Annotated in this window: 8 protein-coding genes; 5 read left to right on the forward strand and 3 right to left on the reverse strand. The window is 69.0% G+C overall.

The features are described from left to right. Positions 1 to 162: 162 nt before the first annotated feature. From GJA_RS00775 to GJA_RS00785, 3 genes are read right to left on the reverse strand one after another with little or no spacing between them, the layout of a single operon-like run. Complete coding sequence (locus GJA_RS00775; RefSeq protein ID WP_081905191.1) at positions 163 to 1,206, reverse strand: prohibitin family protein; 1,044 nt, start codon at positions 1,204 to 1,206, stop codon at positions 163 to 165. Next, positions 1,193 to 2,812, reverse strand: a complete 1,620-nt coding sequence (locus GJA_RS00780) for a cyclic peptide export ABC transporter (protein ID WP_051780094.1) — start codon at positions 2,810 to 2,812, stop codon at positions 1,193 to 1,195. The genes GJA_RS00775 and GJA_RS00780 overlap by 14 nt, the downstream gene beginning before the upstream one ends. A gap of 39 nt (positions 2,813 to 2,851) precedes the next feature. After that, positions 2,852 to 3,031, reverse strand: a complete 180-nt coding sequence (locus GJA_RS00785; protein ID WP_038487673.1) for a hypothetical protein — start codon at positions 3,029 to 3,031, stop codon at positions 2,852 to 2,854. A gap of 252 nt (positions 3,032 to 3,283) precedes the next feature. Between GJA_RS00785 and GJA_RS27015 the strand changes: the two genes are divergently transcribed. From GJA_RS27015 to GJA_RS00805, 5 genes are all read left to right on the forward strand, one after another. Next, entirely contained in the window at positions 3,284 to 3,568 is a 285-nt protein-coding gene (locus tag GJA_RS27015) for a hypothetical protein (protein WP_144241395.1), read from the forward strand. Positions 3,569 to 3,769: 201 nt separating this feature from the next. Continuing rightward, positions 3,770 to 4,291: a YcjF family protein gene (locus tag GJA_RS00790; protein ID WP_051780097.1), complete on the forward strand. Its 522-nt coding sequence runs from the start codon at positions 3,770 to 3,772 to the stop codon at positions 4,289 to 4,291. A gap of 106 nt (positions 4,292 to 4,397) precedes the next feature. Beyond that, on the forward strand, positions 4,398 to 4,613 hold the full coding sequence (locus GJA_RS00795) for an MbtH family protein (RefSeq protein ID WP_038487675.1): 216 nt from the start codon (positions 4,398 to 4,400) through the stop codon (positions 4,611 to 4,613). A gap of 47 nt (positions 4,614 to 4,660) precedes the next feature. After that, positions 4,661 to 9,532, forward strand: a complete 4,872-nt coding sequence (locus tag GJA_RS00800; protein ID WP_038487679.1) for a non-ribosomal peptide synthetase — start codon at positions 4,661 to 4,663, stop codon at positions 9,530 to 9,532. 63 nt (positions 9,533 to 9,595) lie between these two features. After that, positions 9,596 to 18,358: a non-ribosomal peptide synthetase gene (locus tag GJA_RS00805; RefSeq protein WP_081905192.1), complete on the forward strand. Its 8,763-nt coding sequence runs from the start codon at positions 9,596 to 9,598 to the stop codon at positions 18,356 to 18,358. Positions 18,359 to 18,405 lie beyond the last annotated feature (47 nt).

Here is an 18,405-nt window from a genome sequence, read left to right on the forward strand (position 1 = left end):
AGCGGTTTCATCAGTTGCAGGAAGCTGAAGTATGTTCGCTGTCACTGAAGCAGGCAAGTGACTTGGCAGCGTTTCCCGGCCATTCTGGAGCGATTTCGGGCCACGGTCGGAGGCAGGGCAACTGGCCGGCGCGAACAGCCGGCCAGTCTGGATCGCGCGGGCTTATTTCCTGGCCGCGAGCGGATCCGCCGTCGCAGCCGCTTTCGGCTTGGCGTCGGCGGCCGGGCTCGAAACGGGACCGGCCGGCGCCACCACCTTGTCCATAGGCGTGTTCGACGGCGCGCTGTCCATGCCGCCCAGGATCAGCGGCATGCCGCTCTGTCCGCCGCCCACCACCACCACCTTCGCATTCGGCGATTGCGCCAGCTGCGTGGTGGCGTCGATGCCGCGCAGGCGCAGATAGCCGTTGGTAATGCTGCCGCTGACAACTTGCTGGAAGTTGCGCACCCCCTCGGCCTCGATTTGCTTGCGTTCGCGTTCGAGCTGTTCGACCTTGACGCGGAAAGCATATTCCTCGATGCGTTGCTTTTGCTCGTTCTTTTGCTCGATCGCGGCGCGCACGGTTGGCGGCAGCACGATGCTGCTGATCAGCACATTTTCCACGTGCAGGATATCCAGTTCCGGGGTCGCGCTCAGCGTGTTGGAGGCGCGCTTGACATTGCGTTCGACGATCTCGCGGATCGCCGCTTCGAGCGTGCTGCGCTGGTTCGAATAAATTTCCTCGGCGCGGACCTTGCCCAGCACCGAGCGGGTCTGGGCGGCGATATCGGGCACCAGCAACGATTCCAGGAAGTGCGGCCCGAGGCGGCGGTGCAGGTGGCCGACGTTATTGGCGACCAGGCGGTAGCGGTAGGCGACCTTGACGCCGACCGACAGGCCGTCGGCCATCAGGCAGTCGACCGTCATCTCGCCCAGGCGGGTGCGGGTGTCGTACAGCGCGACGTCATCCCACGGGAAAATCAGATGGGTGCCCTCGCCATAGGTGCGCTCGGTTACCGTGCCGTCATGAAAGCGTTTCCACAGCACGCCGACATGGCCGGCCGGCACGGTGTAGACCACGTGCGGCGACAGCACGATCAGGATCGCCAGCGCGACCAGCGCGGCGACCGTCAGTTCGACGACGTTCGCTTCGAACCAGCGATGGATTTTCGCGCGCCAGCCTGTCGCGGCGGGCGCCAGTACTTCGGCCTTGTCAAGCTTCATCATCAACCTTTACTATGCTTCCGTAATTGAGTGCAATGCGGCGGTCCGCGACATCGAAATAGGCATCGTCATGGGTGATCGCGACGATGGTCTTGCCGGCGGCCTTAAATTCAGGCAGCAGCTCGCGGTAGAATTTCATGCGGAACACCGGATCCTGGTCGGCCGCCCATTCGTCCAGGATCAGGATCGGTTTTTCCTCCAGCAGGGCGACCAGCAAGGCCAGCCGCTTGCGCTGGCCGGAAGACAGGTCCAGCGTGTCGAAGCTGTCGTCAATCAGCTGCACCTTGCCGACCATTTCCAGCCGCTGCAGCAGCGCCGGCACGCGCTCGCGCGCTTCGGGGCTCAGTCCGTACAGGCGACGGAACAGGTGCGGATCGTTGAACACGACGGAAAACAGTTCGCGGTAGGCCTGGCCGTCTGTGGGCGCCAGCTCAAGCCCATCGAGCGAGATGGCGCCGCCGTCAGGCCGGTACAGGCCGGTCAGTATCTTCAGGAAAGTGGTCTTGCCGGAACCGTTGCCGCCGGTGATGAAGACCGTCTCTCCGCGCCGCAGCGTGAAGTCGATCGGCCCCAGCTTGAACGCGTTGCGGCCGGCGCCGTCATGATGGGTATACACGATGTTGCGCATGTCCAGCGTGTCGAACGGCAGCACCGCGCCGTGGTGGGTGTCGCGCGCGCCGCTGCCGAGCGCCGCTTCGACCTCGCCCAGGCTGCGCGCGGCCATGTCGGCGCTCGCCATCGCCGGCACCGAGCCGACCACCGCCGAAATCGGTCCGAACAGGAACAGCACCACCGTCGCCGTCTGCACCACCTGCGAGGAAAAATCCGAGGACAGCACCGGCACCACGAAAACCATCGTGCCGACCAGTAAAAACAGCGTGGTCTGGGCGAACGCCATGATGCTGCCGAGCGCGGTCATGGCGCTGATGCGCGAGCGCGCCGCGGCCTCCGACTCTTCCGCGAAGTGGCCGTACAACTCGTCGCTGCGGCCGCGGTTCATGCGGGTTTCCTTGAAGCCGTCGACAAAATCGGAGACGCGGTCGAACAGCCGGTTTTCCAGCCGCCCGGAATCGCTGAGGGCCTGGTTCAGCTTGCGGCTTTGCAGCAGGTACATGCCGACTGCCAGCGCGACAAATCCGGCCGCCACCGCCAGTGCCATCGGCGACAGCCATGCCAGGTACATCGCGCCAAAAAAGATCAGCACCACCGATTGCGCGGCGTTGGTGAGCACCGAGGCCAGTTGCGACAGGGTTTGCGTATCCTTGCCGATCGCGGCGTAGAGCACGCCTGGGCCGAGTTTTTCGAGGGTGTTGAGCTGGGCGTCGCGCAGCTTGCCGGTCAGGCGCAGCCGCAAGCGGTGCACCACGTGCTCGACTTCGGATGTCGTGACCCGGATCACGAAGCGGCTCGACAGCACATTGAGCGTCACCAGCGCCAGGAAAATGAAGAACGCGGCCGTGGTCGGCTTGCCCTTGGAGATCTCCTTGGCCGCGTAGTTGACGGACGCCAATACGCCGGCGCTGGTGATGCCCGAGATGGTAATCATGGCCAGCAGCTTGCGCTGCGTAATACGCAAGCCTTCCGCCTTGAGCAGACTAAAAAAACTCATAAATCGATGACTCCGTGGAATGGCGCGGGCAGCCCGCTATCACAGCGGCTTGGCCACAGGCTTGGGGCGGGTTAATACTAACAGCATGAGCGTCACGGGTGGCGACAATACCAGTGCCAGAATAAAGAAGCCGATAAAACCGATGCGGCGGCTAGTGCCGAACAATCCTGTTATCAACGCTCCAAGCAGATAGACGGCCATGAAAATGGGTAGAAACATGCGTGCGATTCCCTTTTAAAGAAAGTCTCAACAACGACCATACCAGTGGTGCCGTTGCACGAAATGTGTGGCTTGGCAGCCTACCATGATTGTACCTCGAAGTATTATCTAATTAATATATTTTTTAATGGAGTATGAATCTTCAATTTAAATAATTTATAAATTCTCAGTGACTATCGAAATAGTATTCTAAAAAAATCTGAATGAGGCCAAAGCCATCCTCAGCGCATAGCGGTACTGCCCTGTTGGCGCATGCTGGCCAGCGCCATTCCGGCAGCAGGCCGCAGCTGGAACCGGTTGCAGGCGGTCGGCTGGCATCCGCCACGCACCTCGGGCCGGATTGCCGCACCTTTTGCCGGGGCTGGAACGGCAGCGGACGGCGCCCCGCATACCGCTGCAGGAGCGGCTTGCGCCCTGAATCCTGCACCGCGGATTTCGCTCTGGTGGCGTGGTGTTATTTTCTTTCGTTTTGATCTAGATCAAACAATGAATATTTATGTGATAAATCGAATTTACTACTTCATTAAATTCATATAAAAAAAATTTTCGCAGGATTTATTATGGCTATGCGGGGAAAGGCATTATCGTAAAATATTTGTTTCGTTGTTGTTATTAATATTTCCATGTTACGATTAAATAAGATTTTTTGCGCGATCGCTAATTAGCTGATGGCCATCTGCAGTGAATCCTGACTTGGAAGTATTTTTTCATGAAATATTTACTTAAAGGAGTGTTCAAATGAGTGAAGCAGAAGTTGCAGCACCGATTCGCGCGGCATTAAGCGGGGACGCGCAGCGTTTGCTCGGCGCCGAACGCACGGTGGTGCGCTACGCGCAGTGGTCGCTGCTGGCGGGCCTGGTGCCGTTCAGCGTGCTCGACATCGCCGCCGTGACCGGCGTGCAAGCCAAGATGATTTATGACTTGTCCGGCCAGTACGGCATTCCGTTCCAAAAAGAACGGATCAAGACACTGATCGGCTCGCTGGTCGGCGGCGTCACCACCACCTCGCTGGCTTCGGGCGTGGTCGGTTCGGCCGTGCGTGCGATTCCGCTGGTCGGTTCGCTGCTCGGCGTCGTGACCCAGCCGGCGATCGCGTATGCGACCACCGTGGCACTGGGCCGCGTGTTCATCAGCCATTTTGAGGCCGGCGGCACGCTGCTCGATTTCGATCCGATCGAAATGCGCAGCTTCTACACCGGCGAAGTGGAAAAAGCCGCCAAGGAAGCAGAGCAAGCGGCAGCCGAGGTGAAACCGGCCTAATCCGGGATCCGGTCCGTGCGGGAGCGCTGGCCGCTGGCTGGCGCTCCCGCATTTTTGTCCTTCCCACCCCAGGTTAACGATTTTTTTGATGAGAGCGCAATACATCATGACCAGCACAAATGCATCGCCGGCGCCGCAGGAGCGCTACATCGTGGTGATCAATCACGAAGAACAATATTCGATCTGGCCGGAGTACCGGGAGTTGCCGCTGGGCTGGTTTGACGCCGGCAAGCGCGGCAGCAAGGACGAGTGCCTCGCCCATATCACCGAAGTGTGGACCGACATGCGTCCGCTGAGCCTCCGAAAACACCTGCAATCCTGAGCCGGCAGCCCGGTGCAGTTGATTGACACCTCACCATTGGAATCGTCATGTCCGTATCCCAGCCAGTCACGCGCGCGCAACGCGAATTGATCCTTGCCAGCCTGCTGCATCCTGAAGCGGCGCTGGGCAATACCGGCGGCACCGTCACCATGCACGGTGCGCTGCATATCGATGGATTCACCGCCTGCATGGCGCAACTGGTCGCCCGGCATGACGTGTTCGGCCTGGGCTTCGTGATCGACGGCCAGCAGATTGGCCACCGGCCGGTCGAACGCTCGGCGGCGCTGGTCCGGCTGGTCGATTATTCGGCGCATGACGACGCCGCGGAACTGGCGTCGGCGTTCATCGCACGGCAGTTCGCCACGCCGATCGACCTGGGCGCCGACGCCTCGCTGATCCAGAACTATCTGATTCGCGTGCATCCGCAGCATCATATCTGGCTATGCTTCGGGCCGCATGCGCTGCTCGATGGCTGGGGCTTTTCATTGATGTTCCAGGACATGGCCCTGTTGATGAGGCGGCATGCCGCCGGCGCGCAGGACGAGGCGCCGCCGGCGCCGCCGTCGTTCCTTGACTACACGGCCGAAGATTTGGCATGGTCGGCAAGCAGCGGCTGCCAGCGCTCCACCGACTATTGGCGCCAGCGGTTTCCGGTTGCACCCGACAGCCTGTTCGCGCCGATCAAGCCGTTCCAGCTGGCCGCCGGATCGCTCGCCCGCGCAGTGCCGCCAGCCCGCTACGCGCAGTGGAGCGCGGCCGCCGAGGGCGCCGGCCTGACGCTGGCCTCATGGATTGCCGCGGCGCTGCTGGCCACGCTGGCGCGGCGTACCGGCGTGGCACGCCCGGTGCTCGGCATGCCGCTGCTGGGACGCCGCACGGCGCAGCACAAGCAGACCATCGGCCTGTTCGCCAATGTAGTGCCGCTGGCGCTGACGGTCGATCCGCAGCAGCCGTTGGCGGCGCTGGCGGCGCGGGTCGCCGAACAGCAGCGCGCCGATTACCGGCACGCCCGCATCACGCCGAATGAAATCGCGCGGCCTTGGGGACAACGCGAGGGCAGCGCCGAGTTCATCCAGGTGACGCTGTCGTTCGAACGCCACGATTACACCAGCACCTATCCCGGCTGCACGCATGACATCGCGGCGTTCAGCCCGCTGGAACAACGACGGCCTCTGCAGATTTACCTGCGCGAATACCGGCAGGACCAGGATGTCGATATCGAGCTGTATTTCAACCAGTCCTTCCTGACCGAAGAGCAGGCGGCGGCGCTGCTGGACGATTGGCTGGCGCATCTCGACAGCGCCGGCCGCGGCGCCGACGACGGTCGCGCCGCCTGCCTGCCGGCGGCGCCGCATGCGCTGCCGTCCGGCGCGGCGCCGGACCTGTGGTCGGGCTTCGTGGCGCAGGTGCTGCGCGACGGCGCGGCGACGGCGCTGGTCGACAGCGACGGCGCGCAGATCAGCTATGCCGCCTTGCACCAGCGCGCGTGCCGGGTCGCCGCGGCGCTGGGCGGATTGGGACTGGCCGCCGAAAGCCGGGTCGGGCTGGCGTGCGAACGGCACGCCGGGCTGCTGGCGGCGATGCTGGGCATCCTGGCCGCCGGCGCGACCTACGTGCCGCTCGACCCGCGCTATCCGGCCGAACGGCTGGCCTACCTGGCCGGCGACGCGCAGCTGCGCTGCGTGCTGGCCGACGCGGCCGGCGCCGAGGCGCTGGCCGGGCTGGCGCTGCCATTGCCGGTGCTGTCCATCGATGCGCTGCCGGCGGCGGCAGACGGGCGCTGGCGCGCGCCGGCGATCCATCCGGAGCAGGCGGCGTATGTGATTTACACGTCCGGCTCGACCGGCCAGCCGAAGGGCTGCGTGGTCAGCCACCGCAACGTGGCCAGCCTGATGGCGTCGGCGGTGGCGCTGCACGGCTATGACCGGCACGACGTGTGGACCCTGTTCCATTCATACGCCTTCGATTTTTCGGTGTGGGAAATCTGGGGCGCGCTGCTGCTGGGCGGACGGCTGGTGCTGGTGCCGTATGCGGCCAGCCGCGACCCGGAAGCGTTGTATGCATTGCTGGCGCGGCAGCGCGTGACGGTGCTGAGCCAGACGCCGACGGCGTTCCGCTCGCTGCTGGCGGTGGACGCCGAGCTGCACGCCGGCCATCCACTGGCGCTGCGGCGGGTGATCTTCGGCGGCGAGGCGCTGGAGCCGGCGATGCTGGGCGACTGGTACCGGCGCCACGGCGCGGCGACCGAATTCATCAATATGTACGGGATCACCGAAACCACGGTGCACGTGACCAGCCGGGCGCTGGCGGCGCAAGACCTGGCGCGCGGCAGCGTGATCGGCGGTGCACTGCCGGGCTGGCGGCTGTATCTGCTGGACGCGGCGCTGCAGCCGGTGGCGCCGGGGCTGACGGGGGAACTGTATGTCGGCGGTGCGGGCGTCACGCGCGGCTACCTGGGCCGTGCGGCGCTGAGCGCGGAACGCTTCTTGCCGGACCCGTTCGCGGGCGACGGCAGCCGCATGTACCGCTCGGGCGACCTGGGGCGCTGGCGCGACGACGGCGAGCTGGAATACCTGGGCCGTGCCGACCAGCAGGTCAAGATACGGGGCTACCGCATCGAGCTGGGGGAAATCGAGGCGGCGCTGGCGGCGCATGGGGCGGTGCGCGACGCGGTGGTGCTGGCGCTGGAGGTCGGCGGTGAAGGAGACAAGCGGCTGGTGGCGTGGCTGACGCCGCGCGAGGCGGGGACGCCGCCGGCGGAAGCGGAGCTGCGCGGCTGGCTGGGCGGGCGGCTGCCGGAGCACATGATCCCGGCGGCGCTGGTGTGGCTGGAACGGCTGCCGTTGACGTCGAACGGCAAGCTCGACCGCGCCGCGCTGACGCTGCCGCAAGATGTGGACGACGTTGACGGCGCCGCCGCGCCGCGCGGTGCGCTGGAGCAGTTGCTGGCGGGGCTGTGGCAAGGCATCCTGGCGCGCCCGGCGATCGGGCGCGACGACAATTTCTTCGCGCTGGGCGGCGACAGCATCCTGGCGCTGCGCCTGGTGGCGCAAGTCCGTGAACACGGTTTCGAACTCAGCCTGGCGACGATTTACCGCCACGCGCAGCTAGCGCGGATGGCCGCTGTCATCGAAGCGGGCAGCGGCGCGGCGCAGGTGTTGCATGCCAGCACGCACGCCGGCGAAACGGCGCCGTCGCCGCCGCTGGCGGACGGCGTGGTACGTTCATTTCCACTTGCTGCGTTGCAGGGCGGTATGCTGTTTCACTCCGAACTGGAACAACACAACGCAATCTTCCTGGACGTGTTTTCCTACTTGCTGCGGGTCGACTGGGACGAGGCCCGCTTCCGCGCCGCGCTGATGCAATTGACGGCCCAGGTCGAGGCGCTGCGCACGGCGTTCGACTGGAGCCGGGGCGAGGCGCCGTCGCAACATGTGTATGCCAGCGCCACGCTGCCGTTCCAGGTCATCGACCTGCGCAGCCTCGACAGCGCCGGCCAGGCCCGCGCGCTGGAAGCCTTCCTGGCCGCCGAGCGCAGCCAAGCCTTCGATACCGGACACGCGCCGCTGTTGCGGGTCGCCGTGCATCTGCTGGGCCAGGACCGGCTCCGGCTGACGTGCGCATTCCACCACGCCATCCTCGACGGCTGGAGCTTCGCGACGCTGGTCGCGCGCCTGCTGGCCAGTTATCTCGAACCGCATCTGAACCTGCCCGCGCCGCCGGCGCTGCAAGAGCTGCAGGTGCGGCGCGAGCGCGCCGCCATCGCGGATCCGGCGCTGCAAGGCTTTTGGCGCGACTACGTGGCGGGCATCGCCGTCAGCGACGGTTTCGAACGTTTTGTCTCGGGCGAGAACCAGTTGCCGATCCGCTGCCGCGTGCCGGTCGACGCCGTGCTGCTGCGCGCCGCCACGGGGCTGGCCGCGCGCGCGGCGGTGCCGCTGAAAACGGTGCTGCTGGGCGCGCACATCCTGGCGCTGGCCGAAATCAGCGAATCGGACACGGTCTGCACCGGCTATGTCGCCCATTGCCGGCCCGAAGTGGCGCAATCCGAGCAAGCCATCGGCCTGTTCCTGAACACCTTGCCGCTGCAGGCGCAGGTCGACATCGACGCCTCGCTGGCGGGCTGGATACAGTCGGTCGCGGCGGAAGAGGCGCGCCTGCTGGAGCAGCGCTGGCTGCCGCTGGTCGAGATCAAGAAGCTGGCCGGCGGACGGCTGCCGTTTTCGTCGGCCTTCAACTTCGTTCATTTCCACGCCTACCATCCGCTGATCGGCGACGCGCGGCTGGAGCTGGAGGCGCTCGACGTGCACGAGCAGACCGACTTTCCGTTCCTGGCCCAGTTCTCGATCGATCCGCGCGACCAGTCGCTGGAACTGACGCTGATCGCCCAGTGCGATTCGATCGACTGGGAAGAGCTGAACCGGATGGCGCTGGTCTACCTGGCCAGCCTGGCGGCGCTGGTCGGCTCGGAAGCGGAAGGACTGGACGACGCGCTGGCGCTGCCGGGCAAGCTGGCGCTCGACACGCTGACCGTCAGCCGCCAGCTGGCGCCGCGCGGCGGCGCCGTCGCGCCATCGCCCCGGCCTGCCGCGCCGGCTACCGCGCCGGCTACTGCCCCGGCCATCGCGCCGGCCGGCGAGCAGGCCTGGTCGGCCACCGAACTGGCCTTGCGCGAACTGTGGCGCGACAGCCTGCCGACCGCCCGGATCGAACGCGGCGCCTCGTACTTCGCGCTCGGCGGCGACAGCATTTCAGGCACCCGCCTGGTGACCAGGGCCAGGGAACGTTTCGCGGTGCACTTGCCGCTGCGCGACTTCCTGGCCGACCCGACCATCGCCGGCATGGCGCGCGCGATTGACGGCGCCGCGCCGCGCGACGGCGCGACGCCGATCCCGCGCGTGCGGCGACCGGTGCACTGACGTTTCACTGGCCAGGGCGGAACTCCGGTTCCGCCTGTTCTTCCCTCTCATTGATCAGGTTCCATGCCATCTTTCGAAGCAGCGCTGTCAAGCACCCAACATGAAATGTGGATCGCCGAAAGTCTCGATCCAGGCACCACGGCTTTCCACGTCCCGCTGGCCATCGAGCTGAGCGGCACGCTCGACGAGCGGGCATTGCGCGCCGCGCTGAGCGGGCTGGTGCAGCGCCATGAAGCGCTGCGCACCAGCTTCGCCGTGCGCGGCGAAGACGTGGTGCAGGTGATCGGACCGGCCGCCAGTCCTGCGCTCGGGACCATCGCCCTCGACGGCGCGGACGATGCGGCCATCGACGCGCTGCTGCGGCAACTGGCGGCGCGGCCCTTCGATCTGGCGCAAGGCGCGCTGCATATCGCGCTGATCTGCGTGGCGCCGCAACGCCATATCCTGTTTCTCGGCCTGCACCACCTGATTTGCGACGGCTGGTCGCTGTCCATCCTGGGCCGTGACTTGCGGGCGCTGTATTTGACCCATGCTTGCGCAGCTGCCGGCGGCGGCGACGCCATCCTCGCGCCGGCCGACTACCAGTTCGTCGACTGGAGCGAGTGGCGGCGCGGACTGCCGGCCGATACCGCCGCGCGGGCGTTCTGGTCCGAGACCTTCGCCACGCTGCCGCCGCCGTGCCAGCTGGACCAGGCCGATCCCCGGCTGCCGCATTCCGTGGCGGCGTCGGTGGAAGCAGAACTGGACGCGCCTGCATGGTCGGCCGTGCAATTGCGCGCGCGGCAATCGGGCGTGACGCCGTTCGAATGGCTGGCCAGCCTGTTCGCGCTGTTCCTGGGGCGCGTGCACGGCGTCGCCGACCTGGTGATCGCGGTGCCGGTGGCCAATCGCGAGCAGCAGGAATTCGCCGATACCGTCGGCTGCCTGGTGAACACCGTGCCGTTGCGGCTGACGCTGGCGCATGGACAGCCGTTTGCCGAGCAAGTGCGGCGGCTGGCGCCGCGGATGCGCGCCGCGTTCGCCGCCGGTCCCTTGTCCCGTCAAGAGCTGGACGAACTGATACGGCAGCGCCATCCGCAATACGGCGGTCAACTCGGACACGCCATGTTCGCGCTGCAAAACGCGACCGGCATGGCGCACGACTGGGGCGACGGCTTGCGCGCGGTCCCGCGTCCGATTGAAAACCTGGGCGCCAAGTCGGACCTGGCCATGCGCATCGAACCGATGGACGGACGGGCCCGCATGGTGCTCGAATACCGCTCCAGCCTGCTGGGCGCGCCATTGGCGGCGGCGCTGATGGCCGGCTGGAGCCAGTGGCTGCACAGTATGTGCGCCGATCCGGAACGCAGCACCGATAACCTGGCGCTGGCCGACGCGCCGGCCGCACCGGCACAGGAGCCGCATGCGCTGCCGTCCGGCGCGGCGCCGGACCTGTGGTCGGGCTTCGTGGCGCAGGTGCTGCGCGACGGCGCGGCGACGGCGCTGGTCGACAGCGACGGCGCGCAGATCAGCTACGCCGCCTTGCACCGGAGCGCCTGCCGGGTCGCCGCGGCGCTGGGCGAATTGGGACTGGGCGCCGAAAGCCGGGTCGGGCTGGCGTGCGAACGGCACGCCGGGCTGCTGGCGGCGATGCTGGGCATCCTGGCCGCCGGCGCGACCTACGTGCCGCTCGACCCGCGCTATCCGGCCGAACGGCTGGCCTACCTGGCCGGCGACGCGCAGCTGCGCTGCGTGCTGGCCGACGCGGCCGGCGCCGAGGCGCTGGCCGGGCTGGCGCTGCCATTGCCGGTGCTGTCCATCGATGCGCTGCCGGCGGCGGCAGACGGGGGCTGGCGCGCGCCGGCGATCCATCCGGAGCAGGCGGCGTATGTGATTTACACGTCCGGCTCGACCGGCCAGCCGAAGGGCTGCGTGGTCAGCCACCGCAACGTGGCCAGCCTGATGGCGTCGGCGGTGGCGCTGCACGGCTATGACCGGCACGACGTGTGGACCCTGTTCCATTCATACGCCTTCGATTTTTCGGTGTGGGAAATCTGGGGCGCGCTGCTGCTGGGCGGACGGCTGGTGCTGGTGCCGTATGCGGCCAGCCGCGACCCGGAAGCGTTGTATGCATTGCTGGCGCGGCAGCGCGTGACGGTGCTGAGCCAGACGCCGACGGCGTTCCGCTCGCTGCTGGCGGTGGACGCCGAGCTGCATGCCGGCCATCCACTGGCGCTGCGGCGGGTGATCTTCGGCGGCGAGGCGCTGGAGCCGGCGATGCTGGGCGACTGGTACCGGCGCCACGGCGCGGCGACCGAATTCATCAATATGTACGGGATCACCGAAACCACGGTGCACGTGACCAGCCGGGCGCTGGCGGCGCAAGACCTGGCGCGCGGCAGCGTGATCGGCGGCGCGCTGCCGGGCTGGCGGCTGTATCTGCTGGACGCGGCGCTGCAGCCGGTGGCGCCGGGGCTGACGGGGGAACTGTATGTCGGCGGTGCGGGCGTCACGCGCGGCTACCTGGGCCGTGCGGCGCTGAGCGCGGAACGCTTCTTGCCGGACCCGTTCGCGGGCGACGGCAGCCGCATGTACCGCTCGGGCGACCTGGGGCGCTGGCGCGACGACGGCGAGCTGGAATACCTGGGCCGTGCCGACCAGCAGGTCAAGATACGGGGCTACCGCATCGAGCTGGGGGAAATCGAGGCGGCGCTGGCGGCGCATGGGGCGGTGCGCGACGCGGTGGTGCTGGCGCTGGAGGTCGGCGGTGAAGGAGACAAGCGGCTGGTGGCGTGGCTGACGCCGCGCGAGGCAGGGACGACGCCGGCGGAAGCGGAGCTGCGCGGCTGGCTGGGCGGGCGGCTGCCGGAGCACATGATCCCGGCGGCGCTGGTGTGGCTGGAACGGCTGCCGTTGACGTCGAACGGCAAGCTCGATCGCGCCGCGCTGACGCTGCCGCAAGATGTGGACGGCGTTGACGGCGCCGCCGCGCCGCGCGGTGCGCTGGAGCAGTTGCTGGCGGGGCTGTGGCAAGGCATCCTGGCGCGCCCGGCGATCGGGCGCGACGACAATTTCTTCGCGCTGGGCGGCGACAGCATCCTGGCGCTGCGCCTGGTGGCAAAGATCCGCGAACACGGTTATAGCTGCAGCGCGCGCGAGATTTTCCAGCATCCGACGCTGGTCGCGCTGGCGCCGGCGCTGAACCGGGCCGCCATGCCGGCCGACGACGGCGACGGTTTCGATGCGCGCCTGACGCCGATCGAAGCGTGGTTCTTCGACCTGGAACTGAGCAACCGCCACCATTGGAACCAGGCGGTGGTGCTGGAACTGGCGGCGGGCCTGGCGCCGGCGGTGGTGGCGGCGGCGATCGAGGCGCAGGTGCGCCGGCACGCGGCATTCTTCTGGAGCTGGCGGCAGGACGGCGCCGGCTGGAGCGTCGCGCAGGACCATGCCGCGCCGCGCCACTTGTGGCTGGCGCTGCCCGGCGCTGCCGATGACGCGCAAGCGGCGCAACTGGCGCAGCAGCGCATCCACCTGTCGGACGGCGCGCTGTCGGTGTGCGTCCATATCGACGCCCGGCCGGCCCGGCTGGTGTGGCTGGTGCATCACCTTGCGGTCGACGCCGTCTCCTGGCATGTGCTGCTGGGCGATGTCGCCGCGGCGCTGGACGGCGCCGCCGTCGGCCAGGCGCGCCTGGCCTCGTCGCGCCAGCGCCGCGTGCGCGACAGTGCCGGATTCGACCGGCAGCAGCTGGCGCTCTGGTCGCAGACCGCGCAACAGGCGCGGCCGTCGCTGTTCGACGCGGCCGGCGCCTGCACCTACGGCGACCAGCGCCGCCGCGACCTGCTGGTCGGCGGCGCCTTGTGGCGGCAGTTGCAGGACGCGCTCAGGCACGGCTTGCGGCTCGACGAATTGTTGCTGGCGGCGCTGGCGCCGGCGCTCGCCGGACTGGCCGGACAGAGCGCCATTGCGCTGGCGCTGGAGCATCACGGCCGCGACCTGGACGAGCGCGGCGCGCAGGCCGGCGCCGAAGTGGGCTGGTTCACCGCCATCGCGCCTATCGTCGTCTCGGCGCCGCCGGAGGCCGAGCCGCTCGACTGGCTTGCCAATACGGTCGAGGCGCTGGCGCTGTGGACGCCGCGCGCCGCCGAGTGGCTGGGCGCCCGCCCGGCGCTGGCCCCGCAAGACCGCGCATTGCCGGCGATTTCCTTCAATTACCTGGGCAATTTCGCCGCGCCGTCCGAGGGCGGCGCGCTGAAGGTGCTGCCGCTGCCGGCGCTGGCCTTGCACGACCCCGACGGCCGGCGGCCGTTCGCACACGACCTGATCGCCTGGTCCGACGCCGGCGGCCTGCATCTGCAATGGCTGTACGACGGTGCGCACCACGACCCGGCCGTGGTGGACAACTGGCTGGCCGCGATCGTGGCCCGGCTGGAGCTGCTGGCCGGCGCGCTGGACCGCTCAGGCCCGCGCTTGCCGGCGCTGGCGCTGCAGGAAGGACTGGTGTATCACGCCGCCAACGATGACAGCGACCGCTTGCCGAGCTATCTCGGCCAGGTACGCGGCACGCTGAGCGGCGCGCTGGACGCGGCGCGCTTCGAGGCGGCGTGGATCGCGCTGACGCGCCGGCACGCCGCGCTCAGGACGCGTTTTTACTGGCAAGCCGACGGCCGCGTGCGGCAACAGATCGAGACGGCGGTACGGATACCGCTGCGCCAGGTCGACTTGCGCGGACTGGATGCCGCCAGCGCCGGGCAGGTGCTGCGCCAGGAACTGGCGGCGCAGCACCGCAAGCCGTTCGCGCTCGACAAGGCGCCGCTGATGCGCCTGCTGCTGGCCCGGCTCGACGAGCAGCGTTGGGCTTTCGGCTGGACCCATCATCACGCCATCGTCGACGGCTGGTCGCTGCCGGTGCTGCTGACGGATTTATTGGCGCTGTACGACGCGCAGCAAAACCTGCCGCTGCCGGCCGCCTGCACGCCGGCCGAGCTGGCGCGCTACCGCCTGTCGCGCGACAGCCGCACCGCATCGGCCGCCTGGCGCGAGCTGCTGGCGCCGCTGGCCAGCCCGAGCCGGCTGGCCAGCGGCGCGGCGGGCCCGGCCGCCGACGCCGACCTGGACCTGACCCTGGCGCAGCCGCTGGGCGACGCGCTGGGCGCGCTGGCGGCAAGCCATGGCCTGACGCTGAACAGCCTGTTCCAGACCGCCTGGACGCTGACCGTCGCCGCCTTTTCGGATACCTTGGTGCCATGTTTCGGGGTTACCGTGGCCGGGCGCGACGCGCCGCTGGCCGGGATCGAGCAACTGGTCGGGCTGGCCATCAACACCTTGCCGATGGTGGTCGCGCTCGATCCCGCCGAGCCGTTGATCGCGCTGGCGCGGCGCGTCCAGTCGACGCTGGTGCGGATGCAGGCGCACGCCGAAACGCCGCTGCCGGCGCTGCAACGGCTGGCCGGCCATGCGGGCCATGAATTGTTCGATACCTTGTACGTGTTTGAAAATTATCCGCGCGGCGCGCTGTCCGGCCGCACGCTGACGGTGAGCGACATCGAGATGGCCGAGCGGGCCCATTATCCGGTGACGCTGGCGGTGCTGCCGGGGCCAGCCATCGGTTTGCGGCTGGCCTTGCGCGGCGCCGGCTCCGCTACTGCGCTGGGTGCCGCGCTGCTGGCCAGGCTGCAGGCGACGCTGCAAGCGCTGGCGGCGACGCCGCAACTGCCGGCCGGCGCGCTGCACGCGGCGCTGCCGGCGTGCGCTGCCGGTGCCGCCGCCGTTCCTGCCGCCGCCGGCGGCGCCAGTTTCAGCGAAATCTTCGAACGCAGCGCGGCCGCGACGCCCGATGCGATCGCGATCGCTTGCGGCGACGTCCAATGGCGCTACGGCGAACTCGATGCGATGGCCGAACGGGTGGCCGGCGCCTTGCAACAGCGCGGCATCGGTCCGGAAACGCTGGTGGCGCTGTGCGCGCGGCGCACTCCTGAAACGATGGCCTGCCTGCTGGGCGTCGCGAAGGCCGGCGCCGCCTTCCTGCCGCTGGATGCCGATACGCCAGCGGCGCGCCTGCGGGCCACGCTCGACAGGGCGGCGCCGGCGCTGGTCATCGCCGAAACGGAGCTCGGCGCCGCATTGACCGGCCTGGCGCTGGCCACGCCGGCCGCGCTGCTGGCGGCCGGAGCCGGCCCGCGCACCCGCCAGGCCGCCAGCCTGGATGCGCTGGCCTACGTGATCTACACGTCCGGCTCGACCGGCACGCCGAAAGGCGTGGAGGTCAGCCAGCGCGGCCTGCACAACCTGATGCAGGCGCAGCAGCGCGCCTGCCGCATCGATCCGGCGGCGCGGGTCTACCAGTTCGCCTCGCTCGGCTTCGACGCCGCCGTCTCCGAATTGCTGATGGCTTTCGGCGCCGGCGCCACGCTATGCCTGCCGGAACAGGGGCGCGGCGTGGTGGACATCGATTTCGAGGCGGACCTGCGGCGTCACCGGCCGACCCACATCACGCTGCCGCCGTCGTTGCTGGCGTCGCTGGCGCCGGCCGCGCTGGACAGCGTGCATACCTTGCTGGTGGCCGGCGAGCGTTCCGGCGCCGCCCAGCTGCAACCATGGCGCGCCCCGGGGCGGTTGCTGATCAATGCCTACGGCCCGACCGAAGCGTCGGTGTGCGCATCGATGGAAGCATGGGACGGCGCCGGCGATCCGCTGCTGGGCCGGCCGATGGCGGGCGTGACCATGCATCTGCTGGACAGCTGGATGCGGCCGGTCGAAGCCGGCGTGATCGGCGAGCTGTATCTGGGCGGCGCCGGGCTGGCGCGCGGCTACCGCGCGCTGCCCGGCCTGACCGCGGCGGCGTTCGTGCCGGACCCGTTCAGCGACCGTCCCGGCCAGCGGCTGTACCGCAGCGGCGACCTGGCGCGCCGCCTGGCGGACGGCCGGCTGGTGTATGCCGGACGGCGCGACGAGCAGATCAAACTGCGCGGGCAGCGCATCGAGCCGGGCGAGGTCGAGGCCGTGCTGGCCAGCTTGCCGGGCGTGCGGCGGGTTCGCGTCGCGGCCTGGAACGGGGACGGTGCGCTCAGGCTGGCGGCGTGGATCGAGGATGGCGACGGCCGGGCCGACCTGGCGCAGCTGGCGCAATTGGCGGCGCGCCAGCTGACGCCGGCGATGGTGCCGAGCCTGTGGGCGGCGGTGCCGGACTGGCCCTTGAATGCCTCCGGCAAGGTCGACGCCAGGCTGCTGCCGGTGCCGGCGCCGCTGGCCGGCGGCGGCGCGGCGGATGCGCCGCTCGAGGCCGGCGGCGCCGTGTTCGACGCCGTGTGCGCGGCGTGGGCCGAGGCGCTCGGCCTTGCCGCGGTCGCGGCCAGCGACGATTTTTACGCGATCGGCGGCGACAGCATCCTGGCGATGCGCATCTCTTCGCGGCTGCGCGCCGAAGGCTACGTCCTGCAACCGCGCGACATACTGGAAGCGGTCACGCCGCTGGAACTGGCGCGCCGCCTGGCCGCGCCGCCGGCGCAGGCGCAGCACCCGGCGGCGCCGTTGCTGGAAGCGCCGCTGGCGCCGGCGCAGCGCTGGTTCCTCGACCTGGCCGGCGGCCAGCCGCGCCGTTTCCTGCTGTCGGCCGAACTGCAACTGGCGCCCGGCTTCGACCGCGCGCGCCTGCTGGCGGCGCTGCGGCAGGCGATGGAAGGGTATCCGGTGCTGCGCGCCCGCCTGGCGCCGGAACTGGACCGGCAATGGCTCGATCCGCACGCGGCGGTGCCGGTCCTGTGTTCGGCCGCCGGCCAGCCGCGCGCGCAATTCATGGGCGCGGCGCGCGCCGTCATCGATCCGCTGCAAGGCCCGGCCTTCGTCTGCGCCTTATATCTTGGCGACGGCGATGGCGGCGCGGCCAGCCTGCTGCTGGCCGGCCATCACCTGTGGCTCGATGTGATCAGCCTGCAGCACCTGGCGGCGGCGATCGAGCGCGCCTATCAGGGCGCGCCCGCGCGGCCGGCGGCGACCACGTTCCTGCATTGGTCGGAACAACTGGCCCGGCTGGCCGGCGCCGGCGCGTTCGACGCCGAGGCCGGCTACTGGCGCGGCGTGCTGGCGCCGGCCGGGCTGCACCTGCTCGCGTCGGCGCGCCCTGATTACGCCAGCGTCGGCCGCGAGCAGTGGTCGCTGCCGCTGGCGCCGGACGCCACGCCGCCGCTGGCGATGCTGGAAGCGCTGCTGCTGCAAGCGCTGGGCAATGTGCTGGCGGGCGCTGGCCGGCCGGAACTGCTGGTCGAATGCGAACGGCATGGCCGCGACCCGGTCGCGGGCCAGGCCGCGGCGCTGGACGTGTCCGACGCGACAGGCTGGTTCACCGCCGCGTTCCCGGTGCGGGTGCGCAGCGGCGACACGGTGGCCGCGCTGGCGCGGCGGCTGGCGCAGCTGCCGCATGGCGGCATCGGTTTCGGCGCGCTGCGCGATCACCGGCGCGCCTTGCTGGGCGCCGATTTCGCGGCGTTGTACGGCGCCTGCCGGGTCGGTTTCAATTTCCTGGGCCGCATCCGGGCCGGCCAGCAGCATGGTCAAAGTCTGTTCGACGCCATCGGCGCCAGCGATCCGCTGCACGATATCGCGCCCGAGCTGGCGCTGCCGCATCCGCTGACGGTGGAAGCCTGGCTGGATGGCGACGGATTGTCGGTACGCTGGTCCGGCCAGCGCGGCGGCGCCGCGCCGGAGCTGGCGGCGGCGCACCGGCGCGAAGTACAGCGCCTGCTCGACGGCGGCGCCGCTTCCGTTTCTGCTGCCACTGTCGGCGCCGAGCTGCCTGCGCCGGATGAAATGCAAGCGCTGCTGGCGCAATTGCGCTGGGCCGATTGAGCGGGCCGCACCGCGCAGGTTTTCCGACTGTCCCGCCTGCAAGGGGG

Source organism: Janthinobacterium agaricidamnosum NBRC 102515 = DSM 9628 (genome assembly GCF_000723165.1).
GTDB lineage: Bacteria > Pseudomonadota > Gammaproteobacteria > Burkholderiales > Burkholderiaceae_D > Janthinobacterium > Janthinobacterium agaricidamnosum.